This window comes from Ferrithrix thermotolerans DSM 19514 (assembly GCF_900128965.1).
GTDB classification, from domain to species: domain Bacteria; phylum Actinomycetota; class Acidimicrobiia; order Acidimicrobiales; family Acidimicrobiaceae; genus Ferrithrix; species Ferrithrix thermotolerans.
Map to the genome: position 1 here is coordinate 1 of NZ_FQUL01000005.1, position 24,648 is coordinate 24,648.

General features: G+C 50.9%; 25 protein-coding genes, 1 tRNA gene and 1 pseudogene. 10 read left to right on the plus strand and 17 right to left on the minus strand.

All coding sequences use genetic code 11. The features are described from left to right. Positions 1-38 precede the first annotated feature (38 nt). Entirely contained in the window at positions 39-170 is a 132-nt protein-coding gene (locus BUA24_RS13100; RefSeq protein ID WP_272867274.1) for a hypothetical protein, read from the minus strand. Between the two features lie 12 nt (positions 171-182). Between BUA24_RS13100 and BUA24_RS02765 the strand changes: the two are divergent. Beyond that, a pseudogene (locus BUA24_RS02765) lies at positions 183-776 on the plus strand (ISL3 family transposase). 130 nt (positions 777-906) lie between these two features. Here BUA24_RS02765 and BUA24_RS02770 read toward each other — a convergent pair. Continuing rightward, entirely contained in the window at positions 907-1,395 is a 489-nt protein-coding gene (locus BUA24_RS02770) for a hypothetical protein (protein ID WP_084660124.1), read from the minus strand. Between the two features lie 602 nt (positions 1,396-1,997). On the opposite strand from BUA24_RS02770, the gene BUA24_RS02775 reads away from it, so the two are divergent. After that, on the plus strand, positions 1,998-3,185 hold the full coding sequence (locus tag BUA24_RS02775; protein ID WP_072788541.1) for an acetyl-CoA C-acetyltransferase: 1,188 nt from the start codon (positions 1,998-2,000) through the stop codon (positions 3,183-3,185). Between the two features lie 81 nt (positions 3,186-3,266). Next, complete coding sequence (locus tag BUA24_RS02780; protein ID WP_072788543.1) at positions 3,267-4,175, plus strand: DNA-3-methyladenine glycosylase family protein; 909 nt, start codon at positions 3,267-3,269, stop codon at positions 4,173-4,175. Between the two features lie 8 nt (positions 4,176-4,183). Here BUA24_RS02780 and aat read toward each other — a convergent pair whose 3' ends face one another. After that, complete coding sequence (aat, locus tag BUA24_RS02785; protein WP_178138679.1) at positions 4,184-4,891, minus strand: leucyl/phenylalanyl-tRNA--protein transferase; 708 nt, start codon at positions 4,889-4,891, stop codon at positions 4,184-4,186. Between the two features lie 183 nt (positions 4,892-5,074). Between aat and BUA24_RS02790 the strand changes: the two genes are divergently transcribed. Both BUA24_RS02790 and BUA24_RS02795 read left to right on the plus strand, forming a co-directional pair. After that, a complete protein-coding gene (locus BUA24_RS02790; RefSeq protein ID WP_245790269.1) occupies positions 5,075-6,634 on the plus strand; it encodes an acyl-CoA carboxylase subunit beta in 1,560 nt (519 codons plus the stop codon). A 12-nt stretch (positions 6,635-6,646) separates the two neighbouring features. After that, complete coding sequence (locus tag BUA24_RS02795) at positions 6,647-6,841, plus strand: hypothetical protein (protein ID WP_143146356.1); 195 nt, start codon at positions 6,647-6,649, stop codon at positions 6,839-6,841. A 92-nt stretch (positions 6,842-6,933) separates the two neighbouring features. Here the strand turns inward: BUA24_RS02795 and BUA24_RS02800 are convergent, their stop codons facing one another. The 4 genes from BUA24_RS02800 to BUA24_RS12780 all read right to left on the minus strand — a co-directional run bounded on the left by BUA24_RS02800 (position 6,934) and on the right by BUA24_RS12780 (position 10,841). Then, positions 6,934-7,707, minus strand: a complete 774-nt coding sequence (locus BUA24_RS02800; RefSeq protein ID WP_072788547.1) for a diguanylate cyclase domain-containing protein — start codon at positions 7,705-7,707, stop codon at positions 6,934-6,936. A gap of 73 nt (positions 7,708-7,780) precedes the next feature. Next, complete coding sequence (locus BUA24_RS02805) at positions 7,781-9,766, minus strand: protein meaA (protein ID WP_072788548.1); 1,986 nt, start codon at positions 9,764-9,766, stop codon at positions 7,781-7,783. A gap of 28 nt (positions 9,767-9,794) precedes the next feature. After that, positions 9,795-10,646, minus strand: coding sequence for a 3-hydroxyacyl-CoA dehydrogenase family protein (locus BUA24_RS02810; RefSeq protein WP_072788550.1), 852 nt, complete (start codon positions 10,644-10,646; stop codon positions 9,795-9,797). A gap of 30 nt (positions 10,647-10,676) precedes the next feature. Continuing rightward, entirely contained in the window at positions 10,677-10,841 is a 165-nt protein-coding gene (locus BUA24_RS12780; protein WP_218587390.1) for a hypothetical protein, read from the minus strand. A 260-nt stretch (positions 10,842-11,101) separates the two neighbouring features. On the opposite strand from BUA24_RS12780, the gene BUA24_RS02815 reads away from it, so the two are divergent. Continuing rightward, positions 11,102-11,827 carry a Type 1 glutamine amidotransferase-like domain-containing protein gene (locus BUA24_RS02815; RefSeq protein WP_072788552.1) on the plus strand — a complete coding sequence of 242 codons (726 nt, stop codon included), beginning with the start codon at positions 11,102-11,104 and terminating at the stop codon, positions 11,825-11,827. 62 nt (positions 11,828-11,889) lie between these two features. On the opposite strand, the gene BUA24_RS02820 is transcribed toward BUA24_RS02815, so the two are convergent. Next, a complete protein-coding gene (locus BUA24_RS02820) occupies positions 11,890-12,462 on the minus strand; it encodes a peptidylprolyl isomerase (protein ID WP_072788554.1) in 573 nt (190 codons plus the stop codon). 27 nt (positions 12,463-12,489) lie between these two features. After that, entirely contained in the window at positions 12,490-13,251 is a 762-nt protein-coding gene (locus BUA24_RS12905) for a peptidylprolyl isomerase (protein ID WP_245790271.1), read from the minus strand. A gap of 94 nt (positions 13,252-13,345) precedes the next feature. Here BUA24_RS12905 and BUA24_RS02830 point away from each other — a divergent pair, with 94 nt between their 5' ends. Both BUA24_RS02830 and BUA24_RS02835 read left to right on the plus strand, forming a co-directional pair. Next, entirely contained in the window at positions 13,346-14,554 is a 1,209-nt protein-coding gene (locus BUA24_RS02830) for an aspartate kinase (RefSeq protein WP_072788555.1), read from the plus strand. A gap of 11 nt (positions 14,555-14,565) precedes the next feature. After that, complete coding sequence (locus tag BUA24_RS02835) at positions 14,566-15,594, plus strand: aspartate-semialdehyde dehydrogenase (protein ID WP_072788557.1); 1,029 nt, start codon at positions 14,566-14,568, stop codon at positions 15,592-15,594. An 852-nt stretch (positions 15,595-16,446) separates the two neighbouring features. On the opposite strand, the gene BUA24_RS02840 is transcribed toward BUA24_RS02835, so the two are convergent. The 6 genes from BUA24_RS02840 to BUA24_RS02865 all read right to left on the minus strand — a co-directional run bounded on the left by BUA24_RS02840 (position 16,447) and on the right by BUA24_RS02865 (position 21,149). After that, positions 16,447-17,775 carry an MATE family efflux transporter gene (locus tag BUA24_RS02840; RefSeq protein ID WP_072788559.1) on the minus strand — a complete coding sequence of 443 codons (1,329 nt, stop codon included), beginning with the start codon at positions 17,773-17,775 and terminating at the stop codon, positions 16,447-16,449. A gap of 10 nt (positions 17,776-17,785) precedes the next feature. Then, a complete protein-coding gene (locus tag BUA24_RS02845) occupies positions 17,786-18,259 on the minus strand; it encodes a phage tail protein (protein WP_072788561.1) in 474 nt (157 codons plus the stop codon). Between the two features lie 208 nt (positions 18,260-18,467). Continuing rightward, a tRNA-Pro gene (locus BUA24_RS02850) sits at positions 18,468-18,544 on the minus strand. Positions 18,545-18,559: 15 nt separating this feature from the next. After that, a complete protein-coding gene (locus BUA24_RS02855) occupies positions 18,560-18,976 on the minus strand; it encodes a response regulator (RefSeq protein ID WP_143146357.1) in 417 nt (138 codons plus the stop codon). 83 nt (positions 18,977-19,059) lie between these two features. Further along, positions 19,060-20,166: an ArsA family ATPase gene (locus tag BUA24_RS02860; protein ID WP_072788564.1), complete on the minus strand. Its 1,107-nt coding sequence runs from the start codon at positions 20,164-20,166 to the stop codon at positions 19,060-19,062. Next, the gene (locus BUA24_RS02865; RefSeq protein WP_072788566.1) at positions 20,163-21,149 is read right to left on the minus strand and encodes an ArsA family ATPase; all 987 of its coding nucleotides are present in this window, start codon (positions 21,147-21,149) and stop codon (positions 20,163-20,165) included. Before BUA24_RS02865 ends, BUA24_RS02860 begins: the two co-directional genes overlap by 4 nt. Positions 21,150-21,260: 111 nt before the next feature. Between BUA24_RS02865 and BUA24_RS02870 the strand changes: the two genes are divergently transcribed. After that, complete coding sequence (locus BUA24_RS02870) at positions 21,261-21,551, plus strand: WhiB family transcriptional regulator (RefSeq protein WP_072788568.1); 291 nt, start codon at positions 21,261-21,263, stop codon at positions 21,549-21,551. A 164-nt stretch (positions 21,552-21,715) separates the two neighbouring features. On the opposite strand, the gene BUA24_RS02875 is transcribed toward BUA24_RS02870, so the two are convergent. Both BUA24_RS02875 and BUA24_RS02880 read right to left on the minus strand, forming a co-directional pair. After that, the gene (locus BUA24_RS02875; protein WP_072788570.1) at positions 21,716-22,174 is read right to left on the minus strand and encodes a vitamin K epoxide reductase family protein; all 459 of its coding nucleotides are present in this window, start codon (positions 22,172-22,174) and stop codon (positions 21,716-21,718) included. A gap of 6 nt (positions 22,175-22,180) precedes the next feature. Next, positions 22,181-23,092 carry a DUF929 family protein gene (locus BUA24_RS02880; RefSeq protein ID WP_084660128.1) on the minus strand — a complete coding sequence of 304 codons (912 nt, stop codon included), beginning with the start codon at positions 23,090-23,092 and terminating at the stop codon, positions 22,181-22,183. Positions 23,093-23,367: 275 nt separating this feature from the next. On the opposite strand from BUA24_RS02880, the gene BUA24_RS12405 reads away from it, so the two are divergent. Next, a partial coding sequence (locus BUA24_RS12405; RefSeq protein WP_218587391.1) for an NHL repeat-containing protein occupies positions 23,368-24,648 on the plus strand: 1,281 nt, incomplete at its 3' end.

Here is a 24,648-nt window from a genome sequence, read left to right on the forward strand (position 1 = left end):
ACGCATGACCAAACTGCTAAGAGTCGCCTGGCGTACGCCTAGGGACGATCTGTGAACGAGTCGTCGCCGAGGAGCTCGATCCCAACCGCCTTGATGATCTCTTCATTCTCGGGGTCGATTAGATCAGTTATCGCAAACGTCACAACTACCTCACGCTTGTCACCAACCACGAAACCGGCAAGATCGTAAACGCAAGCAGAGGGAAAAGTGCGAAGAGTCTAGATGAATTCTTCGATGACCTGGGAAAAGAGCGAACCACCAAGATCAAGGCAGCCACAATGGATCACGGTCTGAGACTTTGCCAAGGCCTTTGGAGAGAAGGCACCTAACGCTTTGGATCTGTCTCGATCCATTGCATGTGGTTAAGTTTCAGAACTGAGGCCCTCGAAGAGGTACGCAAAGACCTTTGGCGGAAGATGAGAAAGCCTCCCTCTCCTGTCTATGCCCGTAAGTTCACCGAGGCACGGTGGGCGTTGTTGAAGAATCCAGGAACCCTGACCAAGCGCCAAGGACTAGCCCTCGTCGCCATCGAACAACGAGGGGGAGCCCTGTGGCGAGCTTATGAGATGAAGGAGTCCTTACGGGCGATCTTTGCTGGTGACCTCGAGATCGACGAGGTGAATGAGATGCTGGATCGCTGGTGCAGGCGAGCCTCACGCTCACGACTATCGAGCTTCATCCGGTTATTAAAAACCATCCGAACTCATCGGGACGGGATACTTGCCTCCATCATACTCGGGGTATCCAACGGGAGCGTCGAGGGACTCAACGCATGAGTTCGCTCCATCATTGCCCGCTCGTATGGGTCTCACTCCGCCAAGGCTACCCTCGTACTAGAGATGCTAGCTTCTCGGACCGATTGACTTGAAGCTTCCCTGGGAAACGGCAATTCCATCCACATGAGTGTCAATAGAGCCACATTATCTCTTGAGCGTAACTTTGTGGAGAAAACCACCTAACAGCCCAGATAGCACCAGATGAGTCATATATTACGACGTTTGAGTCACCTTGAAGAGACAGATAAGTCGATACTCCACCTATTCCGTAAGTACCACTAACCCGGCGTGGTTGACCTGAAGACGAGTAGATGACCAGGTTCCCATCGCTTTGCATAATCACATAGTTGCCAGGTTCACCAGATGTATCGGAGGCCCAAAGCGCGTGACTCGAAGAGTTATATTCAACTAGGTTTCCATCTCCTTGCATAATAAAGGTGTAACCATTAGATGAAGAACAGAGATATCCACCAGGGGCAAATCCAACACCTGGCGATAAGGTAGATCCTGCACATCCACCTCCGCCAACTAGTAACTTTGGAGAAGTTATGGCAGCGGTAAGAGACATGCCGTCTCCCACCCCTAAGCCCAAAACAGAGACGATACTAAGTATCGACAAGACAAGAGCTACTACTCCTCCGTGATAGTCCTTGCAAGTAATTTCATATGAAATTCCCCCTACGTAGCTCTAACTTTAGATACAGGTTAGGTCACGACGTGACCTAGATGAAACTATACACAATACAAAGACTTTGAGATGAGTTATCTGCGAAGTTTTTTGAGAGGCTATATGGTCAAGTGGACGAGCACCGATCGCTCTATGTTCTTGGTTCACCTCGCAGGTGCGTCGACGGCGTTATTTGATTATCTCTCTGCTAATAACCATTGTTTATTAGGTATAGCCTTTGCGTTGAAGTTTCCTTCCCTGGACGTTTTGTTAGAGGCTGCCCGATTCCACCTACAAAGCGGGACGCCATTTTCTCGATAAGTCAAGGAGAATGAGGGAGAGGAGGTAAATAACTATGGATAAAGGGAAAAAATTGTGGAATTGTTAGAATCATCGGAACGCCCACCCTCCCCTTGTAGATTCGATCGGTTCGACGCTGTGGTTTCGTTGCCTTAGCCTGAGACAGAGGGGAATAAGTTTTACAAGATGGGCTATGTTTACTTAGATCGAAGGCAATGTGATATCCTCTAAAGGGTAATTTCCAAGGAGTGGCTATGTCCGGATCATATATTCTCTCAGGTGCACGCACCCCTATAGGCAAGCTGTCGTCATCTCTTAGCTCCTTTAGCGCAATGGAGCTCGGAGGTTTTGCAATAAAGGAGGCTCTCCGCCGTGGAGGTATCTCTCCGGAGCAGGTGGACTATGTGTACATGGGCCAGGTGCTCCAGGCAGGACAGGGGCAGATAACGGCTCGTCAGGCAGCGGTGCTTGCTTCGATCCCGATGTCGGTTCCCGCTACCACGGTTAACAAGGTGTGTCTCTCGGGTCTAAACGCTATTCACCTTGCTGATCTTCTGATTGGAGCGGGGGAGGCTGACATAGTCGTGGCGGGGGGTATGGAGTCTATGACTAACGCACCTCATGTTCTCCCCAAGGCTCGTCAGGGATTTAGATACGGTGACGCGCAGCTCTTGGATGCTACGTTGCACGATGGTCTAACCTGTTCCTTCGAGCATGAAGCGATGGGGCTGTCTACCGATCGATATGTAAGGCGAGATACCCCATCGATAACTCGTCAGCGGCAAGATGAGTTTGCAGCTAACTCTCACGAGCGTGCAGCCTCTGCGATTAAGTCGGGGCGCTTTGCGGAAGAGATCGTCTCGGTAACGGTCCCTAATCGAAAGGGTGATCCGACTGTTGTTGAGGTTGACGAAGGTGTTCGTCCTGGTACGATAGCTGATACGCTTGCGAAACTCAAGCCGGCGTTCTCGGCAGATGGAACAGTTACCGCTGGTAACGCGTCTCAGATCTCAGACGGAGCGGCGGCTGTGGTCGTGGTCTCAGAGAGAGTACTTGAACAACTAGGTCAACGCCCCCTGGGTCGAGTTCTCTCTTATGGGCAGGTTGCAGGCCCTGATACATCTTTACTGTATCAGCCGTCTAACGCTATCTCTAAAGCTCTACATAAGATCTCGAGTGTGGTAAGTGATATCGACCTGTTCGAGATCAATGAGGCTTTCGCTGCTGTAGCGCTGGCGTCTATGGAGGCACTGTCCATTCCCGACGATGTGGTAAACGTCAATGGCGGTGCGATAGCTCTTGGACACCCCATCGGTGCTTCAGGCACGAGACTGGCTCTAACTCTCCTCATGGAACTTCGCCGAAGAGGTGGAGGGATTGGAGCCGCTGCACTTTGCGGAGGCGGCGGACAAGGTGACGCTCTGATTGTCGAAGCACTGTAGCTATGGGCGCCCCTAGGGTGTTGTGTAAAGGCTGGCTTTTAGTGGAAGATCTCTCCATCGACTAAGAGCAGCAACAAGGTGATGCGTACATTAGAGCTTGAGGCAGATGAAAGTTTCGATCTTTCTGTTGCGGCTTCCTATATGCAAAATGCTCCTGGTTACGTCTTTGATGTAGTTGCAGGAGCAACCATTTTGAAGGCGATTAGGCTACCGCCTAAAGGTGCAGGATACGCGTTACTATCGGTTTCACAAAGCGAACCTGGCTCGCCGGTAGTGATAGAGGTGCAAGGATCGGAGATCGACGAAGTCGATCTCAAGAAACTAAAGAGTAGGGTTGAAGAGACATTCTTTACGTCAAGAGTCCCCCTTGGGCTCCGGGACCTACTTCATAAAGATCCGGCGCTTCAAGGTCTATTTCTTCGTCACGGAGTGGTACGTCCCGTTATGTATCTAGATCCTTACGACTCACTCCTCTGGGCTATCGCCTGCCAGCAGGTAAACGTGGCGTTTGCAAAGACGCTTTTACTGCGGTTGCACCAGATGATTGGGTCAAAGGTGCTCTCGACGGAAAGCGGAGTCGTCCCCTGTGCTCCGATAGCGAGTGAGGTAGCCTCACTTACCATCAGCGACTTGCGTGCGCTGCAGTTCTCGAATACCAAAGCACGAGCGCTCATAGAGACTGCGGAGGCCATCTGCTCAGGTGATCTGATCCTTGAGGAGTTAGCCTCAGTCGGCTACGACGTTGCCGTACAAAGACTCACAGCCTACTTTGGAGTGGGGCGATGGACCGCAGAGTATGTACTTTTGCGCGGCCTTGGATATCAAGATGTGTTTCCCTCAGGGGATCTTGGTCTGAAAAAGATAGTCGCAAAGCTGTACACCCTCCAGTCACCTGTTGCAGAAGCTCAAATCAGGGAGATCAGTGAGGAATGGTCGCCATATAGAGGGTGGATCGCCCAACTCCTGTTCCAACACCTCAACTTTGGATGAACTTATTATCAATAAAGCGGATTGTTTGGATTAAAGATCTCCTTTAGGAGCGTTAGATACTCATCTCGTGGCATCTCTGTCATGCCCAGAGATCGCAGGTGGTGTGTTGGCCACTGCCCGTCGAGGATCTTGAACCCTTTGGCACGGAGATCCTGTACTAGGTATACGAAAGCGACCTTAGAGGCGTTGGGTGTGATGTGAAACATCGACTCTCCTGAGAACAGTTGACCAACGCCAATACCAAAGAGTCCCCCTACTAACTCATTGTCGTTAGAAGAATCGTAGACCTCATAGCTATGGGCGTAACCAGCCTCGAACAGCGACTCGTACACCTTGATGTACTCTTCGTCGATCCAGTTTCCCTCGGATCTGATTGAGGCACATAGCCTTAAGACGTCTGAGAATCTTGTGTCCGTTCTTACAACTAGACGCCTGATCTCTTTTCTCAAAGACTTGGGGATCTTGATCTGTAGATCGGTTTTCTCGGGATGTAAATGCATGATCGCCCTCGTGCAGGGAGAGAACCATCCGATAAACTCCTCTTCTTCGTCTCCAATTCTCATCGGGAATACGCCCTTTGTATAACCAGCGATAAGAGACTTTGGCGTAATGGAGCCTCCGACATATAAGAGGTCATCCATGGATGGATCGTTTTGAAGGTATATTAGGGTTTCGTCGATTGTTGGAAGAAAGTCTGTTCCTTGAAGTTTACTCACTAATCCATAATGATACCCAAGATCTCTCATACCTAAAATTGTACTACTTAGAGTACAGAAAAAATCACTGGTAGTGGTGAATGTAGGAGAAACTTAAAAAAGGTAGCTTAAAAACAAGAATTTTGCGGACAGGTATGCAGTTGCGAATTCAAAGACACCTTTGGGTTGGTAGCCTTTGAATCTATGGCAGAACATCTCATGTCCGAAAGACTAGCAGAACTTGAAAGAAGGAGACAAGAGGCTCTAAACGCCGGTTCACCTGCTGCTGTTGAGAGGCAGCACGCAAAGGGGAAGATGACAGCTAGAGAGCGTCTTGACTACCTGTTGGATGAGGGCTCTTTCCAAGAGTTAGATATGCTGGCACGCCATAGAGCACATGGGATGGGACTCGAAGAGAGTCGCCCCTACACAGACGGTGTGATAACTGGATTTGGGACCATCGAGGGGCGACAAGTGTGCGTGTTTGCGCAGGACTTTACGGTTTTTGGAGGCGCTCTAGGCGAGGTTTTTGCAGAAAAGATCCATAAGGTAATGGATCTTGCGGCGTCTGTCGGTGTCCCTATGATCGGCCTCAACGACGGAGCAGGCGCCAGGATTCAAGAAGGCGTCGTATCTCTGCACTCATATGGCGGTATATTTCGTCGTAATGTAGCTAGCTCTGGCGTGATTCCCCAGATATCTGTCATCATGGGTCCTTGTGCTGGAGGCGCTGTCTACTCACCGGCGATGACAGACTTTATATTCATGGTGAAAGAGACCTCTCATATGTTCATCACCGGTCCCGATGTTGTAAAAACTGTTACAGGGGAAGAGGTTACGCTTGAAGAACTCGGTGGGGCTATGAGCCACGCCACGAAGTCGGGTGTGGCTACCTTCGTTTTAGATGATGAAAAAGAATGTCTCGATGAAGTCAAGTATCTCCTTAGGTTCCTTCCGTCCAACAACCTAGAAGAACCACCCTACGAAGAACCTACCGACGACCCTGAACGTTTGACCACGACGTTGCGAGACATGATCCCAGCTTCTTCAAATCAGCCCTACGACATGAAGGCGGTGATCTCAGAGATAGTAGATAACGGAGAGTACTTTGAGTACTACCCATATTGGGCGATGAATATAACCTGTGGCTTTGCGCGCCTAGACGGTCATGTGGTAGGTGTGGTGGGTAATCAGCCTTCGGTTCTTGCAGGGGTACTAGATATAGACTCCTCTGAGAAGGCAGCTCGCTTTGTTCGAACCTGCGATGCGTTCAACATCCCTATCGTTACATTCGTAGATGTTCCAGGCTTTATGCCCGGCGTGGATCAGGAGTACGGAGGAATTATCCGTCACGGAGCTAAGTTGCTCTACGCATACTGCGAGGCGACTGTACCACGTGTGCAGGTAATAACCCGAAAGGCCTATGGAGGTGCCTACGTCGTCATGAACTCGAAGTCGGTTGGAGCCGACTTCGCCTTTGCGTGGCCCTCAGCGGAGCTCGCAGTTATGGGGCCGCAGGGAGCCGTGGAGGTAGTACACAGGCGTGAGCTAGCTGCTGCTGCAGACCCTGAGGCTAGGCGTAAGGAGCTAGTTGAGCAGTACAGTGAGAGGTATGCAAATCCTTACGTTGCGGCAGAGAGAGGTTTTGTTGACGATGTGATCGACCCTGCAGAGACTAGACGTATCTTGATTCGTTCGTTGCGAGTTCTTAGGTCCAAACGTGAGGAGCTACCGAAACGCAAACACGGGAACGTCCCCCTGTAGGAAAAGGTGGAGATGAACTCATATAACTTTGAACTCTTAGAGGAAGAGGAGATAGCGGTTGTTCTGTCCGCTATTGAGATGACGAGAAGAGCAAGACAGACCGACAAGACGGTAAAGCAGCAAGCTGACCCTACCTTTTGGAGGTTCTCCTCACGGTGGTGGAACGCCCCGGTCTCGGTGGGCCGTGCACGTCCCCATCGATACTAAAGACGTCCCATTATTGTGACCCTTGAAGTCTCGCTACGACCCCTGTTTCGCCTAAGAAACTGGGGCCGTGTACAGTCTTTGGTAGTTCGGGTCTAAAGCGGTCGTTGAGGAGCCACTATGACTAATCCGAGTCCTGGCAAATCCGCATTGTTCACAGCTTTTTCAAGAGCCTCGCGAGCCTTGGTCAGTATCTCTGTGGGTTCGATCCCATGACTTGGGTAGCTCGCTACTCCAGCCGACACCTTCGCTATGAGAGAGTCGCCCTTTCGTGCCTGCGCAAGCTGAATTCTTTCGGAAGCCCAGGCGGCTCCGTCTTCGTCGGTGTCATCAAGAAGAAGTGCAAAGGTCTTCCTTGATAGCCGACATGCGACGTCTGCATCTCTGATCGTAGCCATGATGGTATCGGCGAACTCCTTGGATGCCTGGTTCTCTTCAGCCTTATCGGTGACCTGTGATCCGAACGTCACGTGCAGCAACGCTATGGAGACAGGCCACAGTCTTCGACGAGCGGTCGCTACCTTGGTGCCAATGAGGCCAGCGAAGAACAGGTCGTTTAGCATGCCCGTCACTGGATCCGATATCCCCTCCCAGTTCACCTCCTCGCTCTCGCTACGCTGTAGATAGTCGCCCGGTGCTACTTCTGCAGGACTGGTTTTTTCTGCAGAAGGAGTGGTTTTAGAGCCCGTTTCCGTTTCTATTCGAGCTTTTTGACTCTCTGTGCGGGGAACGAAGACGCCCACAACTGAACCAAGAAGTGCCAGTGCCGTCGAGAGGTATAGGAAATCCAATCTATGCAAGTTGTAGCCGACTACAGAGACAATGACGGCAGCGCTGGCAAAGGTGAGGACGACTACTCTCGTTTTCATACTTGGTGTGTCGGAAACATATCTCACTAACTAAACACTATCTCGCTATTATTGTCTGTGTTTACAGATGTTTCTAAGCGTGATCCTGGCGCCGATCTACGACCAGATCAAGCATCTCTTGTAGCATATCGGCGATCCTGTAGTCCTTTGGCGTATAGATAGCTCTAACGCCTAGGTTGAGTAGAGCTTCGCGATCTACATCGGGAATGATTCCGCCCACGACTAACGGGGGATCGATCTTGAGCTCTCTAAGGTGTGTCGTCAGCTCCGATATTAGCTCAAGATGTGATCCTGAGAGGATAGAGACGCCGACGATGTCGACGTCCTCGTCCCTCGCAGCCACGGCTATCTGTCTTGGGGTGAGGCGGATACCTTCGTAAATTACCTCGAACCCTGCGTCCCTCGCAGCCACGGCTATTTGTTCGGCACCGTTGGAGTGACCGTCAAGGCCGGGTTTGGCTACGAGTAGCCGTGGTGGACCGCCTTGCAAAGCTCTGGCCTTTTTGGCTATGTGAGCAAGTGATGCCTGTCTTTGGCCAACCCCACCCGCTACCCCTGTGGGCGCCCTATACTCACCAAACACCTCTCTGAGTAGGTCTGCCCACTCTCCGGTAGTGCCTCCTGCCAAGGCGAAGGCGATCGTAGGCTCCATAATGTTTTCCTCGGACTGGGCGGCCTTGTAAAGCGCCATCTTGGCTCGCTCGAACTCACGTCGCGACCTTCGCCGTTTCCATCTAAGAACATCCTCTATCAATTCGGACTCTGCATTTTTGTCTGCAACAAGGAAGTGATCCCCATCTGGAGTGCTAAGTGGGGAGGGCTCTGACTCGGTAAAGCGATTTACTCCAACTACGGTGATCTCTCTGTTTTCGATCTTTGCGGTTCTCTCCGACTGGCTTCTAACCAGTCGAGACTTTAGTTCTTCTATCATTTGGAATACTCCGCCAGAGAGGAGAATCTCCTCCAGTTCGGCCTCAGCTGCGGCGCCTATCTCGGCGACTAGAGACTCCATAACGTGCGATCCCTCGAAAATATCGCCGTACTCTAAGATGTCGGTCTCGTAAGCCAAAATCTGCTGAACTCGGAGGGACCACTGCTGGTCCCAGGGTCGTGGTAGCCCAATAGCTTCATTCCATGCAGGGAGCTGAAGCGCTCGTGCACGAGCCTCTTTAGAAAGTGTGACCCCAAGAGCCTCGAGTGTGATACGGGCGACGTTGTTTTCTGGTTGAGATTCGGTTAGGCCCAAAGAGTTGACTTGGACCCCGTATCGAAACCTACGGTACTTGGGGTCGGATACTCCGTAACGTGCTAGGGTAAGTTTGTCCCATAGCCGCGTGAACACCTTCATCTTGGCGTTTTCTTCTATGAATCGGATACCAGAGTTGCAGAAGAAAGATATCCGGCCGACGACCTTCGGAAACTCAGTCTCAGATACCTTTCCGCTATCCTTCAAAGCATCAAGAATGGATATGGCTGTGGCCAGAGAGTATGCAATCTCTTGGGATGAGGTTGCCCCAGCCTCCTGTAGATGGTAGGAGCAAACGTTTATCGGGTTCCATTTTGGCACATTCCTGACCGTGTAGGCGATCATGTCCACAGTTAGCCTGCTTGAATGCTTTGGTGGAAAGATAAACGTTCCCCTCGAAAGATACTCCTTCACAATATCGTTTTGAGTGGTTCCTGATAACGCCTCATAGGAGACACCTTGCTCTTTAGCTAGTGCAAGATAGAGTCCTAACAGCCACGGAGCCGTTGCGTTTATGGTCATGGAAGTGTTCATCTTCTCGATGGGAATGCCGTCGAAAAGCTCGTGCATGTGTCCAATGTGCACAACAGGAACGCCTACTTTTCCGACCTCACCTCGTGCTTGAGGGTGGTCGGGGTTGTATCCTAGCTGTGTCGGAAGATCAAATGCGATCGAAAGCCCGGTCTGTCCCTTGGCTAGGTTAGTCTTGTAAAGCTCATTAGAAGCCCTGGCGCTGGAGTGTCCGGAGTAGGTCCGCATCACCCAGGGGGTGTCTTTTTGGCGTCGAATCTCTGAGTCGGTCCCCTCGTTCATAGCTTGCTCCTTTTGCACCCGATACCTATCAGTTATAGTCGTAAAAGCCGCGTTGCGTCTTTTTTCCGAGACGACCCGCTGCCACAAGGCGTCTTAGGGTGGGTGCTGGTACCGTGGCCGGGGACCGTGACTCTTTGTGTAAGGCCTCAAGAATGCTCAAAGATGTGTCGAGCCCCACAAGATCAAGGAGCTGAAACGGACCCATGGGGAATCCACACCCTAGCTGCATCGACCTATCGATCTCCTCCATGGACGCAACTCTGCGCTCAAGTAGGTATACAGCGCTGTTAAGGTAAGGGAATAACAGAGCGTTGACGACGAATCCAGCTTCATCTTTTACCCTCACGGGTTCCTTCCCCAAAGAGATTGCGAACTCAGATGCTACGTCCAAAGTCTTTGTCGAGGCTGTGATTGGAGCGACTACCTCAACCAGCTTCATTTTGGGAGCTGGGTTGAAGAAGTGAAGCCCACATACCTGTTCGGCTCTCTTTGTTGCACAGGCCAACTCAACGATGGGTAGCGTGGATGTGTTTGATGTAAAGATCGTCTCGGGTTTGCAAAGGCTGTCGAGTCTTTGAAAGAGTTCCTTTTTGGTTTCGAGATCTTCGACTACCGACTCGACTATCAGATCGACTTCCGCCAGGTCGCCCATCTCAGTCGTAGTTGCCAGCCTCGATAGCGCCTCTTCAGCACCGGTCTCGGTTATACTCCCTTTTGTAACTAGCTTCTTGAAGGAGCGACTGATCGTCTCTCTCATGGCGTTGGCGCTAATGGTCTGCCGAGACCGCAAGGTTACCTCGTAACCATTCAACAGGGCAACCTCAGCTATTCCAGCCCCCATGATTCCAGAGCCAACTACTCCAACCCTTCTTATCACCATGATGTCAAAAATAGCCTATCGGGCGCTTTATTACAGTTCAAGGCAGTTGGCGACCAAGGACTCAGGGGCGCAACGGTCATATCTCTGAGACAGATCTGCTGACTTGAACTGTTGCTGATTGGCAAAGTATTCACGGTGGAGGCTGAACCGCACTCCAATTACAGCTTTCGTTCTTAGGGGTTGTCGATGGCTCAAGTTCGTAAAGGTAGGCGATCAACTCGCAGGCAGACGAAGCATAAAATGCCCATGTCTTAAGAGAAGCAACTTGGGCAGCTACGTTTATTTGTTGTGTAGCTTTAGTAAGGACTTGAGCTTTGACTACTGGGAGATTGAAGTGCCGGGGGTCGAAACTCTAAGGACCGAAATGTAACGAGTTGTCGGGCGTCGCTTGCATGTCCGCAAGGGAGACGAGGTTCACTATTATAACGAAGTAGTCTTAGGAGTGGGAGAGGTTCATGAATGAAGAAAACCCTACTGGGGTTCTCTGCCTGGTTGGAGGGGGAGAATGGCGGGGAGACTGTGTCGAGCTGGATCAAGAGCTACTCAGGTACTCCAGGGGTGATGAGGTCTTGGTCCTCCCCACAGCCGCAGCGTACGAGCTGCCGGAGAGAGCGGTTGCCACTGCTAAAGCACACTTTTTTGAGCTTGATGCTTCGGTTAGAGGTGTGATGGTATTGGATCGTTCCGACGCCATGAACAGAAGATACGCCGACGAAGTAGCTGAGTCGTCTTTCATTTACCTCTCAGGAGGATCGCCGCTTCATCTTCGTTCGGTACTCAAAGACTCTCTCGTGTGGGGAGCTATGCTCTACGCCTACAAAAAAGGAGCAGTATTAGCCGGTTCGTCTGCAGGCGCTATGGTACTTAGCGATCCAATGGCTGATCCGCGTGGTGGCGCCTTCACCGTGGGACTCGGTCTCATCTCTCCTGTGGCGTTTGTGCCGCACTTTGATAACTACCCAGCAGAACGTAGAGAACGCACCCTTCGACTGGCACCACCGGGTATCCCTGTGCTTGGAGTTGCTGAGGGCGCAGCGGTTATGAGAATGCCTGATGGCTCTCTCCGAGAGATAGGCAAGAAGGCCGCTGAAGTTTTCCTAGATGGTAAAGCGACCGAGCTTGAAGCATTGGCAGAAAATATGAAGGTGGACGTGTCTCAGGCGGCGATCTACCGGCACTAAGACGACGTTTACCTAAACTCTAAGAACTGGATGTGAGTGGGATCAACCTCGTCGAGGGTGACTTAGTTATCTAATACCGTTATCGTCACTGTCTTCATGAAGCACGCTTCGATCGGCTTGCCGCTCGGAGTTCCTTTGGCGTCTAGGGCGGAGACCACATCGAGCCCTTCTACAACCTTTCCAAAGATCGAGTAGAGCGGAGGCAGGTCGACGCCAGAAGGACCTGAGACGATGAAGAACTGACTTCCGTTCGTATTGGGCCCAGCGTTGGCCATCGCCAAGGTGCCGATCTCGTAGTCTCCCTCAGAGGGTAGTTCATCTCGAAACCGGTAGCCGGGACCTCCGGTTCCGTTTCCAGAGGGGTCACCTCCTTGAACTACAAATCCCGGGATAATCCGGTGAAAGGTTAGACCGTCGTAGTAGTGGTAAAGGGCTAGGAACACGAAGTTGTTTGCCGTTAGTGGAGCCTTCTTTGCGTAAAGGTCCACAACCATTCGCCCAAGGTTAGTATCTATTTCGGCTCGATAGGTTTTGTCCTCGGAGATAATAAACGAAGGCGGGGCGTTGAAGTTTGATACCTTGGGTGAAGACCCATCGAACTGTGGTGGTTCATAGTTTTTCTTCGATCCGAACATTGTTCCTCCTTGCAGAGTTGACTTGCCTTAGCTTTGACTTATGGTGACAGATATGATTTTGTACTCCTTTACCGGAGTGCCTTGCGGCGTTCCTGCGTTGGAGATCTTTTCAACCACGTTTATCCCTTTGGTAACCTGACCGAAGATCGAGTAGCTCGGAGGAAGTTGTTCACCCTGAGAACCCGAGACGATAAAGAACTGACTCCCGTTACTGTTGGGTTGGCCGGTGTTAGCCATGGCTGCGGTTCCCAGTTTGTACTGTCCAGCCTTGGGATACTCTCCTCCAAAGCTGTATCCAGGTCCGCCGGTTCCATTGTTGAGAGGATCACCACCTTGAATTACAAATGTCGGTATCACCCGGAAGAACTTGAGTCCATCGTAAAAATGGTATCGGGCGAGAAAGACGAAGTTGTTGGTGGTGACAGGGTACTGTTTGGCGTCTAGCGACATGACAAAGGTACCCGCCGTTGTCTTGACGGTTGCGTTGTAGTTGAGAGCCGTGTTGATACACATCACAGGGGCTTTTTTGAAGTGTGTAATGCGCGGTGAGCTTCCATTGATCGCAGGACATACAGTTCCGCTTTCATCCGCAACGGAGACGTTAGTCTTCGTCGTCTTGGCAGAAGAAGAGCCTCTGACTTGGAAGTAGATTATGACCAGAGCCAGAATAACGAAGGCACCGATCTGTATGGAGCGTCTCTTGATTGCTTTCTTCTTCTTTAGAGCCTCTTGCTGGGCACGGACTCTTTGTTGATTCTCTCGTATTCTTTGTCGTTTAGCGCTTGGCACTCAAGCAAAACTAGTCGCTGTTTTCACGAATCTACCGTCATTGATATCTTCGCTCTTATCAGTAGTTAGCCATCAGAGCGATTAGCGTATGTGCGTGACCTTATTGGTGCAGAAATACGGTGGAACTTCGGTCGGTGACTCAGAGCGAATAGCTGCGGTAGCAGATCACGTGGCGCGTACCAGGCGCGGGGGCAAAGACGTGGTAGTCGTAGTGTCTGCGATGGGCAAGACGACAGACGACCTGATCCACCTGGCAGACCAGGTCTCAAAAAGGCAGACTCCAAGAGAGATGGATATGTTGCTCTCTGCTGGAGAGCGTATCTCTATGTCTCTGTTGTGTATGGCTTTGGCTGACCTAGGGGTAGAAGCGGTCTCATTCACCGGTTCGCAGGCTGGTATTATCACCGACACTGCCCACATGAAGGCAAAGATACTCGATATCAAGGCAGAGCGTTTGTGCAAAGCGATCTCGGAGGGCAAAGTTCCTGTCGTAGCAGGCTTTCAGGGAGTCTCAACAGCGAAGGACGTCACAACCTTAGGCAGGGGAGGGTCAGATACAACAGCAGTGGCGCTAGCAGCAGCGCTTGGGGCTTCTGTTTGTGAGATCTATACCGATGTCTCTGGAGTCTTTACTGCAGATCCAAGGGTGGTGCCGAACGCCAAGAAGCTAAGTGCGATCTCCTTTGAGGAGATGCTTGAGCTGGCGTCCTCCGGAGGAAGGGTACTAGCTCTGAGGTCGGTTGAGTTCGCTAGAAACTACAACGTTCCCCTTCACGTTAGATCTAGCTTCACCTGGGAGCCAGGCACGTGGGTGAAAGAGGAGGATGAAACGATGGAGCAAGCTGTGGTCTCGGCGATCAGTCACGAGGCTCAAGAGGTCAAGATAACGCTGACCAAGGTTCCAGACAAGCCAGGTGTGGCGGCTCAGATCTTTAGAGCAATAGCCGATCGAGGGATCAATGTTGACATGATCGTGCAAAACATATCGATCGATGGCCATACCGATATATCTTTCACGGCACCAAGGCAAGATATGGAGACTGCTCTAGAGGTGACAGAGAAAGTAGCACAGCAGATAGGAGCAGAGGCTGTCTATGGAGACGCCGAGATAGGTCGAGTCTCTCTCGTGGGTGCGGGGATGAAGTCGCATCCCGGCGTAACCGCCACCGTCTTTGAGACCTTGGCCAGAGAGGGAATCAATATTGAGATGATATCTACATCGGCGATCAGAATATCTTGTGTTGTGAGGGAATCACAGTTAGAGGCAGCTGTGGTGGCACTCCACAGCGCATTTGAACTATAAAAGGGGCACGAATGTACAGTGTTGGAGTGTTTGGCGCTACTGGCCAGGTTGGATCCGTGATCCGTTCTATCCTGATAGAACGTTCCTTTCCGATATCCAAGATCAGATTCTTTGCCTCATCACGATCGGCAGGTAGCAAGCTGGATTTTCGAGGGGAAAGTGTACTTGTGGAAGATGCTCACAAAGCCTCTTTTGATGGACTCGACGTTTGCATCTTCTCAGCTGGTGCGTCAGCATCTAAGGTGCTGGCGCCTAAGGTTGCCCAGGCAGGTAGCTTAGTCATAGACAACTCGCCGGCCTGGAGAATGCATGGCGAGGTTCCTCTGGTTGTTCCTGAGGTAAACGGCGATATCCTAAGGGAGAGTTCCTCTAAGATTATTGCAAACCCTAACTGCACCACTATGGTGGCGATGCTTCCGCTCAAGACACTGCACGATCTATATGGACTTAGGCGCGTTGTCGCATCTACTTATCAGGCTGTTTCAGGTGCAGGTAGAGCGGGTGTCGAAGAGCTTTTAGAGCAACTTGAATCAGCTGGATCTTCGTTGGGGGAGTTATCGTTTGATGGTAAAGCCGTGAAATTCCCCTCCCATAAGGTATTTCCCACCACCATTGCGGCAAATGTGATACCCCACGCCGGATCTTTTGTTGACCACGAGACCACCGAAGAACTCAAGTTTGTAAATGAGTCCAAGAAGATACTAGGACTTAAATCCTTGGCTGTGTCGGCCACGTGCGTCAGGGTACCGGTGTTTACCGGTCACGGTATATCCATAGTTGCGGAGTTCGATAACGCTCCAGACCACGATGAAGCGATCGAAGCTCTTGGTGCCACAATAGGTGTTCTCTATGACCCGGTTCCAACACCTCTTTACAGTGCCGGACGAGATGAGGTGCTAGTCGGAAGGGTTAGGGTCGATAGGTCGGCACCTAACTCTTTGGCGTTCTTTGTAGTAGGCGATAACTTGCGCAAAGGAGCGGCGCTGAATGCAGTCCAGATCGCAGAGACGCTCATATCTCTTGGTAAGTTGTCTAAGTAATGACACTGTAGGGATGAAAACGATAGCATTGTATCTGGGTAGTGACGTCCTATCGATCCTGTCTTACGTGAAGGTCAAACTTCGATAGACAAATGGAGTGGTGATTTCGGTTCTCGCCCTCCTCCAATCTCGATCGAAGCATCACATATTCAGGTGAGGAGCCCTAAGCTGTTTTAGTACTTCAACGTGGTCCAGCATCATCAGGCTACCGAGACCTCTTCACTTACAGATCACCATGGAGAGCCTGCTAACTACTGAATGAAAGATGTCAGATCGCCTCGAGGTGTGTGGGCGTCTATGTATTTTCACACTCCAGCAAAATGACGTCCGAGGAGCTTTCGAGAAGTCGTGATTGTAGGTATTTGTTGGCGTTTGGTACCGGTTTCTAACTTCCTTGAACCCAGTACAAGTTGTGTTATGCCTTGGCCGCTTGAAAAGCCAAAAAGCAAGTCAAAGACCTAAGTGAGATGGTGGGTTATGTCCAGGGCTCCCTCGTTGAGCTCTCGCCTCTATTATCCCCTTGATCTGTGTGACTTATCTTGCGGTCTCTCGCTGTGGATACGCTAACAGAATCTGCATGTGGATATGACCGAGGTGGCTAGCAGGTGAACTGGGCGTTTCGGATACTCGCCCCCGACGGCCGTCCCCAACCTCTCAGCGACATATTAACCACTTACACTAGCTGGTATTCGACGGCGACTTATTTGGTGATTATATGTCACACCTTATTTCGAAAGGAACCTTTGTATGATGCTTGTTCCCCAATCACTTTGATTTAAGTTTATGACGCCACCTTGATGCGATCTACTTACCAGGACCAATTAGCGATAGCAGACAAAGCTCATCGGTCGTTTAGTGCCTCGTTATCCATGCATCTCCTCGTTCTCTGCAGCCTAAAGTCAGAAATCGACAGAACATAAACCAGCCATAAGCAAGCCAGAGCCAGTCAAGGCTGGGGTGCAGATAGTGAACCAATAGTGCGGCTGGAACGAAAGCTGCGGTTGAAACTGCTCCAGCTAACGCCAAAAAGTCTCCGTCTCCAGAGCCTATTAGTACACCATCAAGCAAGTAGACCAGACCAGCGAGAGGCTGCAAAACAGAGACGACTATAAGAGTGTGCGAGATGACGTGTTGCAATATCTTTGATGTTGTAAAGGCGTGAGAGAGTGGGACTCGAAGAACTACTAACGGGATGGCCAATGCCACACCTATTACAAGGGACCAGTTCATACCCCACCTTGTAAACGTTCTGGTCTTCTCGGTGTCCTTAGCGCCGATGCTATGCCCAACGATGACTTGAAGAGCGATGGCAACGGAGTCGAGTGCGAAGGCAGCGAAGGTCCATATGCTTGATAGAACCTGCTGAGCGGCGAGGCTTGTGGACCCCATTTTTGCAGCAACCCATGTGGCAAGTAGGATGGCTAGACGAAGGGTTATGGTTCTGAGGGTCAGTCCGCTACCGTGGCGTAATGAGGATCTGAGAGAACCGATGACTGTTCGCATAGACAGAGAAGAAAAGGACATGGCAGTGGCCGTCGTGTATAGATAAGAGGCAGCCACTAAAAATTGTACGATTGTTGTCCCGACGGCAGCCCCCAAAATTCCAAGTCGAGCGCCAAATACTAAGGAGTAGTCCAGTACCGCATTTAGAACATATCCAGCAACCTGAATCTTTGCGGAATGCGAGATCATCTTAAAGCCACGAAGAGAGCCTAGGGCGCTGTACGTTAGTAAAGTAGCAGGTACGCCTAGGAGAGATACGTTTAGGTAGGTCCTGGCATCCGCTAACACGTTTGTAGGGGTACCGACAAGGCCTAAAAGAGAGTTCTCTGAGAGATACGCCAGAGCAGAGACGCTGATACCTACGCATAGAGCGAGTACCATACTGCTCGCAGCCCACTTCCTCGCCTCCGCCGGACTGTCCTGTCCTAAACTTCTTGCCACTAAAGATGTGGTTGAGTACGTCAGGAAGATGAAGGTGGCGTTTATGAGAGTGATTATTGCTCCAGCGGCGCCCAAGGCAGCCAAGGCGGTTGTACCTAGGTGCCCCACGATTACCGAGTCGACTAGCAAAAATACCGGCTCGGCTATGAGCGAGACAAGTGTGGGAACGGCTAGTCCTATCAGCTCAGCCCTGAACTCGGGAGTTCCAAGATTTAGATAGCGAGAGATATGGCGCACTAAGTCCTCTTTAGCGCCAAGGATACTCGCCCTTAATGATAAAGTATGAACCCCTGATAGTTCCTGCAAGTCTAGATCTCTGACGAGCAAACTTGAATTTAGCTGCTAACTCCGGTGGAGTCTCCATTCCTTCGGAAAGCTTTAATCCAACCGCTCTCTTTCCTTTATCGTCAGCAGAGTACATAACGTTGGCTGCTAGTCCATTCTCGTAAAAGACATAGGCAAAATGGATGCTTTCTATATCAAAACTTGACGCCTGTAGAGGGCGTGACAAGATTGCTATGTCTTTTTCGTTCTTGAATATAGTGTTGACCCAAATTAAGGTATCCTTCGCCTTCGTCGCTTGCGTGACCTCTAGTTCATGCCCGTACTTATTTTTGAGATAGCGAGCTTCGTTTGCGCGTAAACCGGCGAGAGTGTCAGCGACCGGTGATGACTCAAGACCATAGGTTGAAGGCTGATCAAATTTCACGATGTAGCTCATAGTTGTTCGGTCCTTCTAGCCGTAGATCATATAGATGTTGTCTAGCTAAGGACTACGTTACCCTAGCACATCTGTTGTCAGGAGTTGTGTATATCGGATCTGTTGGGGATAGTGAATCAGCTGCACCTATTCACAATGAGGTTTCAAGAAATCCAGATCCCCACGTAGTCTTTTGACCTAGAGGTAGATTACCTATGGTATCGAGGGATGGTCGGGAAGGCGGGATTTGAACCCGCGGCCTCAGCGTCCCGAACGCTGCGCGCTGCCAAACTGCGCTACTTCCCGTACCTTCGACACATTCTAGCGAGCCGAGGTTTCGATCGGCCTAAAAGCGCTGTCTTCGAAGGTTCTACCTTCTAGTAGTGCGGCTACTGCTTTTCTTAGCCTAATTCCTGATATGGGCTTGACCAAGTACCCCTCGGCTCTGCACCTGCGCGCAAGAAAGACGTCTGCCCGCCTGTCGAGAAGCAGGAGTACTGGGGTGTGTCCTTGTCGACCTCCAGACTCTTCGAGTCGCAGATCCATAACGATCGCGTAGCCCCCCATGCTGCCAACTTGCATATCTGAGATGACTAGATCCGGTTCGTGTCTCTCAACGTAGCTACGAACGTCTTTACCGGAGGCTACTTCGATGATCTGCACCTCGATGAGGCTGAGGTGAGACGCTATCTCCGCCCTGGTCTCGGTGCTGTCGGAAACTATCATTACTTTGCTCACCTAGACAGAGTAGTGCAATCAGAGGCGGTTGTCACCTTGATTGGACGATCCGTGCAGTCAGATCACTGTTTGGAGATAGGCATTTAGCTTAGGATCTTGCGACCGAGTCTGTCCAGGGCCGCAGCGGTAGACACCTCTTCCTGCTGGTTGTCTATGAAGATAAAAGGCACCTGGAATAAGTCCACAAGCCTCTTTTCAACTCGCGATACTTCGTCTTTCCTTGAGCGTTGAAGTGCTTTGAAGTTCTCCTCAAGGACTGCGAGTGCGTCGTTAGAACCCTGGAGAGTGGCAGAGAGGTCGTTATCTTTTTGTAAGTTTGACTCCTGGGTAAACTGAGGCGTCAACCGATTCACAATGAGAGCCGAAAGGCTGAGCCGACCCTCTATGAGGCGTCGGTTTAGTTCCACGGTCTCCTTAAGGGCAAGTGACTGAGGGGAGGTGACTCCGATGAAGCAGGTGTTTTCGCTCGCAAGAATCTCTCCGATCTCCAGAGCTCGAGCTTTGAAGCCTTCCTCGATTCCGGAGAACGCTCTGAAAAACTCGACTGCGTCAGTGACGACCTCCGATCCAACAACCTTCGATATGGTCTTTAGGAGCGTCCTCGTTGCAATGCTAAGAGGTCTTAGGTATAGGGGCACTGGCTTTATGAGAAGCTGAAAGACCCGGTTGTCTAAGAAACTCACAAGACGCTTTGGTGCCTCTAACAGATCAAGGGCTCCGACCGAAGGAGGTGTGTCCACCACTACAAGGTCAAAGCTTTCATCCTGGTGCAACTCCCACAACCGTTCCATGGCCATGTACTCTTGGGTTCCTGAGAGGCTTTGTGTCAAGTTCTGATAGATCTTGTTGGCGAAGATCTCGTCGATCTGTTCCTGCGACGATGAGTAGGTTTTCACCATATTCTCGAACGTCTCCTGTACGTCCAACATGAGGGCGTGCAGGGTACCTTTAGATCCAGGCGGCAATTCAATGTTGGTGGGAGTATTCGAGAGGGACTCAAGTCCGAGTGCGCTGGCTAGCCTTTTGGCAGGATCGACGGTTACAACTACTACCTTACGTCCCGTCCTAGCAGCTCCAATTGCAAGAGCAGCAGATATGGTTGTCTTTCCCACGCCTCCCGGACCCAAGGTTACCACGGTCTTTTTGGTCTCGATAACCTGAAGGAGGGTGCCTTCTCTTTGGTCGTTCAAACGTGCCTGTCTCTCTTTGTAGTCATCTCGAGTGACTGTGACCTTAGTGTCTTCAATATAGCTTCAGCTACCTCGTCGGGCGACTCAGCCTCAAAGACAAGTGGAAGCTCTACAGTCTGAGTAACGCCAATCTGACTGATCTCATTTATGTGCTGTCGCTGCAGATCAGTCCAACCCTTCCTGTAGTTGTACGCGTTTACATAAGGATGAGCCTGGTTATTAGTGAGGACTGACTCTTCTACTTCACCCACCGCAGCAATAACCTGATTTATCACAACAGATGTGACCTTTACTCCGATCTTGTTCGTCAAAAGATTTAGAAGTTCCATCGACTCAGCCACCGGTGTCTCTTCCGGTATCGTGACGATAACACACCCTACCCTTTGTGGGTCCTGTAGCATTGCGATTACGTCTTCCGCCTGGCTCCTTAGAGGCCCGATGCTGGCGATGTCTCGTAGCCCGCTGGGCGAACTTAGGAATGAAAGGGCGTGACCAGTTGCCGGCGAGTCAACAACTAAGAGATCATAGTCGAGGTCGCGTTCTATCTGTTTTATTTTTCCTAGGAGTAAGAGGTCTCTGATACCCGGTATGGCGGTAGACACCACCCCGATAACTCCGGTAGCGATCAGTCGTGACGCTACCTTTCCGAACCCATGATCTTGCATGTACTCGACGAGTGCGTCTGAGGGATCGATATTAATCGTGTCTTTTTTAGAGTCGCCGTTGTCGCTGAGTATGTCTTTGGGCATCTGTTCTGGGCCGGGATCCTCTGAAGCTAGGTCAACCTCATCTTCGTCCTGGATCTCGAGTTTGGCGAAGTCTCCTAAGACTATCTCAGCACAACGGAGGCCGCTGTCTCGAGCCGTCTTTACCAAGAGAGTCGAAACCGTAGTTTTGCCAACTCCTCCTTTGCCCGTGACAAAGATTACCTTTGGATCGTCGGCGATCTCAGCGAGCAGTGATTCCGGGCGAAACTGAGCCATATGCTTGATGCTAGTTTACGGTTGTGTCAAATCCCTGTAAATCCTCTTGAGAATTCTTGAGCAAGAGAGTAGCCTGACTATCAGTTGTTGCATAAAAATGGGAGAGGGAAGTTGGCTACGGATCCTAATGACAGTAACTGGAGGCTGCGTGCAGCATGCAAGGGATCGAACGGGGAGCTCTTTTATCCAAAATCTGCATTGATAAAAGAGTCAAAGGAGGTCAGGCAACGACGAGAAGAGCTTGCAAAGAGGGTATGTCTTAGGTGTGAAGTCCGACTTTGTTGCCTTGACTGGGCCATGCGCAACGGAGAAGTTGTGGGTGTATGGGGTGGAAAGACGGAACGAGAACGTCGTGCCATGCTGAAAGGATCTAAGAAAGGCGTAATCTTTCAGGTTGGATAGTTCTTTGGTGGGTCTTAGGAGCCCAATGACTTAGAGCACCTCAAAGCGAACCTCCTCTAGTTGAGGTAGTGAACGGTTGATGGGTGAGCTACAGTCTCGGGGATGATTGAAAGACCAGCACAACCTCTTTGGATCAGCGTACGTCTCGAACTTTATTCATCTTCCTAACCTTCAATGTTCGTACGCTCGGATTCGATGGTATGTGGGTAAGTGAGCCGAGCGTAGAGAATAATCAGGAAACTGACGAAGGTTATGAGATGAACCGAGGTGCACCATAGACAGATCGATCCTACTTTGTCAAGTTCAACGTACACTAAGTAGAGGACAAATAAGACTCCCATAGAGGCCATTGCAAGCCTCAGTGAGCTTAGAGTTGGGATCGAAAATGCCTTCGGGAAATTGATGGTTGCAAAGACCAAGTAAAACAGAAGACCCAACACTGCAACCGGAACTCCAAAGACGTTAGAGTAGGGTGAGGTCGTAACTCTTTCGCAGTTGATCAGTGCAGTAGACGGACATGCTAAAGCTACCTTGGTATCGTAGTGAGCCACAGTTAGGTAAGCGGAGACCCCAAGACCTGCGAGGGATAGGATCCCTAGGGCATAAACGACCCACCTTGGCATGTCTATCTACCCCTTCATCGTGGCTTCGATCTTTGCGATGGTGGGGTAGTCGCAGACCGATCCGGGCTGGTTATGAGTTATTGCGCAGATTCCGGCGGTCTCCAAGTTAGCCGTAGCGTCTATCGCCTGCGCAGTTTGTGACTGCGGAATTGAAAGGGAACCAGCTATCGTGGCCCAGCTGGAGTTGTCAAGAATCTGTGGTTGGTAAGACGCTCCGATCTGTAGGAATCTATTGCCGAAGTCCAAGAAGGGTATAGATCCTGCTTGAGTAGTGTAAGGCGACGTGTCGTATTTCTGAAATAACGCCAACTCGGACTTGGTGGGAGTCTGAAGAATCGAGTATCCGCTGAAGTTATTGGACGAGGAGGTCGGTTTGTTTGTTGCCCATTCTACGGGCACGAACGATAGGTATGGGCTTGAGTAAGTTGACTTGTAAAAGCTAAATGTAGGTGTGTTCGGGAAGCTGTCGGTCGCAGAGGATGTCATCAGATGGAGGTTCGAGAAATGCCCGAACCTTGAGAGAGCCACAATGGTGGGCCAACGCTCGGCAGCGCAGAATGGACAGTACTCTGCTCCAATGTACAGTAGCTCCGGCTTACCAGAGTTCATAAGTGGTGTCTGCCCGCTAAGGGTCACAAGCGGAGGTATGACGCTTGAGTTGTACCCGACGGAGTTCAGTGCACTAGTGGGAACATGCTCGATGGCGTTCAGAACCGACGATGGAACTGGCCGTTCTCCAGTGGTTGGGGATGTGCTAGAGCTATTGAGTTTGATGAGCAAAAAGGCGACCAAGACAGCTGCTACTGCTAGTATCGACACAGTGACAGCGATCGGACCCCTTTGGGATCCTGATCGAGATGCGGGGCCCTTTCTCTTACTGCTTTGAGTGTGCCTGCTCTGCGCCGTTACCTTTGCCAAGTCCGTCTCCCGTGTTGATTATTGTAATTTAGAGTGTGGACAATATTCGTTGTTCCTAGCGTCCATGCTAACGCCATATTGGAACTGTGATACACCGATCCTTCTCGTTCTCAGGTGATTCTTGGCCACCGCAGCGGAGCTCTAAACCACACCGACCAGATGACTCTCACGGTGAGATTATTTTGGTTCATCTACTAATTTTTGAACCAATTCGATTGCAAGATCGTATGAGTCTATGGCGTCTATCGTCTTGTCAAAGTCAACTGGAGGTAAGTTTGAAATTAGCGGTATCTAAAAGGCTCATCCGGAGCTTTTCGTTTTTCTCGGGCGCATCTCTACTAGTGATCGGCGCAGCTGGATCACTGAGCGCTATAACGCTTTGGCAGTCGCAGCTTGCGTCGTCTCAAATGTCGTCCGCGCAGGGTCAACTGTCCTCTTTGCACGACGGCTATGTGGCTTCCACGATGGCTCCTAACGGAGATATGAATCCTTATGGAGTCGCAGTGGTGCCCCTAACCATGGGAAATTTAGTGAAGGGTGACGTCCTAGTAAGCAACTTCAACAGTTCCTCAGCCCAAGGCGGAGGAACAACTATTTTGCAGATAAACCCTACAACCGGAGCATCAAGCGTTTTTTATCAGGGTGCTTCCAACGTTGTAGGTCCTGTGGCAATCGCTATTAACCCGAACAACGATATCGTTTGGGTCGGTGACTATGGTCCGGCTGTCTCTGGCGGAAACTATACCGGTGCCAACGGCAACATTACCGTTATAAGTCCAGCTGGAACCCGACTCGCGGTCTATAACGATACTACAACGGCTAATACGCCAGGTGCTCCAGCTTGGTGGGGTGTTTGGGGTCAAGCATTTGGCGAGGTCAATGGTGTCGGAGCGTTCTACTGGACCTCTGCTGGAAACGCTAACGGGAGCGGCGGCGGAGTTTGGCGAGTGAATCCTGGGGCCGGTGGAACTTCTAGCACTCAACCGCTTCATTCCACATATGCTCTCTTGGCCACGGCGTCGTCAATTCCTGGCTCAGGAAACAACGCTAACACGGCGGCAGGTCCTCAAGGATTGGTTTTTGATAATGCTAACGATACGCTCTATGTTGCGGACGACTCGAACAATACGATCTATGCGATTCCTAATGCAAACTCGATCACTGCTCCGGTTACACCGTCGGTAGTGTACTCTGGTTCTGCGCTCGACGCTCCGCAAAGCCTTGCTCTCAACCCGACAAACGGAGACCTGCTCGTAGTCAACGGTGCAGGTAATAACAACCTTGTAGAGATAGATCCTATAACAGGGTCAGTGGTTGCAACTAGGTCACTCACCTACAACGAGCCAGCCGGTTCTCTATTTGGTATGACGGCCACGACGAACGCTGCTGGTCAGCTAGTTATTTACTATGTGGACGATACTACTAATTCCTTACATGCGTTGACTCCCGAGTCAGGATATGCGATGGCGGCGGCTGATGGTGGCTACTTTACAGAAGGCGGCGCCAACTTCTACGGATCGATGGGTGGTCAGCACCTAAACGCCCCTGTAGTTGGT

Bases quoted from the DNA above. Each gene is read 5' to 3' on its own strand.
- BUA24_RS02775 (WP_072788541.1), top strand. From the start codon at position 1,998: ATGTCCGGATCATATATTCTCTCAGGTGCACGCACCCCTATAGGCAAG.
- BUA24_RS02780 (WP_072788543.1), top strand. From the start codon at position 3,267: ATGCGTACATTAGAGCTTGAGGCAGATGAAAGTTTCGATCTTTCTGTT.
- BUA24_RS02790 (WP_245790269.1), top strand. From the start codon at position 5,075: ATGGCAGAACATCTCATGTCCGAAAGACTAGCAGAACTTGAAAGAAGG.
- BUA24_RS02795 (WP_143146356.1), top strand. From the start codon at position 6,647: ATGAACTCATATAACTTTGAACTCTTAGAGGAAGAGGAGATAGCGGTT.
- BUA24_RS02800 (WP_072788547.1), bottom strand. From the start codon at position 7,707: ATGAAAACGAGAGTAGTCGTCCTCACCTTTGCCAGCGCTGCCGTCATT.
- BUA24_RS02805 (WP_072788548.1), bottom strand. From the start codon at position 9,766: ATGAACGAGGGGACCGACTCAGAGATTCGACGCCAAAAAGACACCCCC.
- BUA24_RS02810 (WP_072788550.1), bottom strand. From the start codon at position 10,646: ATGGTGATAAGAAGGGTTGGAGTAGTTGGCTCTGGAATCATGGGGGCT.
- BUA24_RS02815 (WP_072788552.1), top strand. From the start codon at position 11,102: ATGAATGAAGAAAACCCTACTGGGGTTCTCTGCCTGGTTGGAGGGGGA.
- BUA24_RS02820 (WP_072788554.1), bottom strand. From the start codon at position 12,462: ATGTTCGGATCGAAGAAAAACTATGAACCACCACAGTTCGATGGGTCT.
- BUA24_RS02835 (WP_072788557.1), top strand. From the start codon at position 14,566: ATGTACAGTGTTGGAGTGTTTGGCGCTACTGGCCAGGTTGGATCCGTG.
- BUA24_RS02845 (WP_072788561.1), bottom strand. From the start codon at position 18,259: ATGAGCTACATCGTGAAATTTGATCAGCCTTCAACCTATGGTCTTGAG.
- BUA24_RS02865 (WP_072788566.1), bottom strand. From the start codon at position 21,149: ATGGCTCAGTTTCGCCCGGAATCACTGCTCGCTGAGATCGCCGACGAT.
- BUA24_RS02875 (WP_072788570.1), bottom strand. From the start codon at position 22,174: ATGCCAAGGTGGGTCGTTTATGCCCTAGGGATCCTATCCCTCGCAGGT.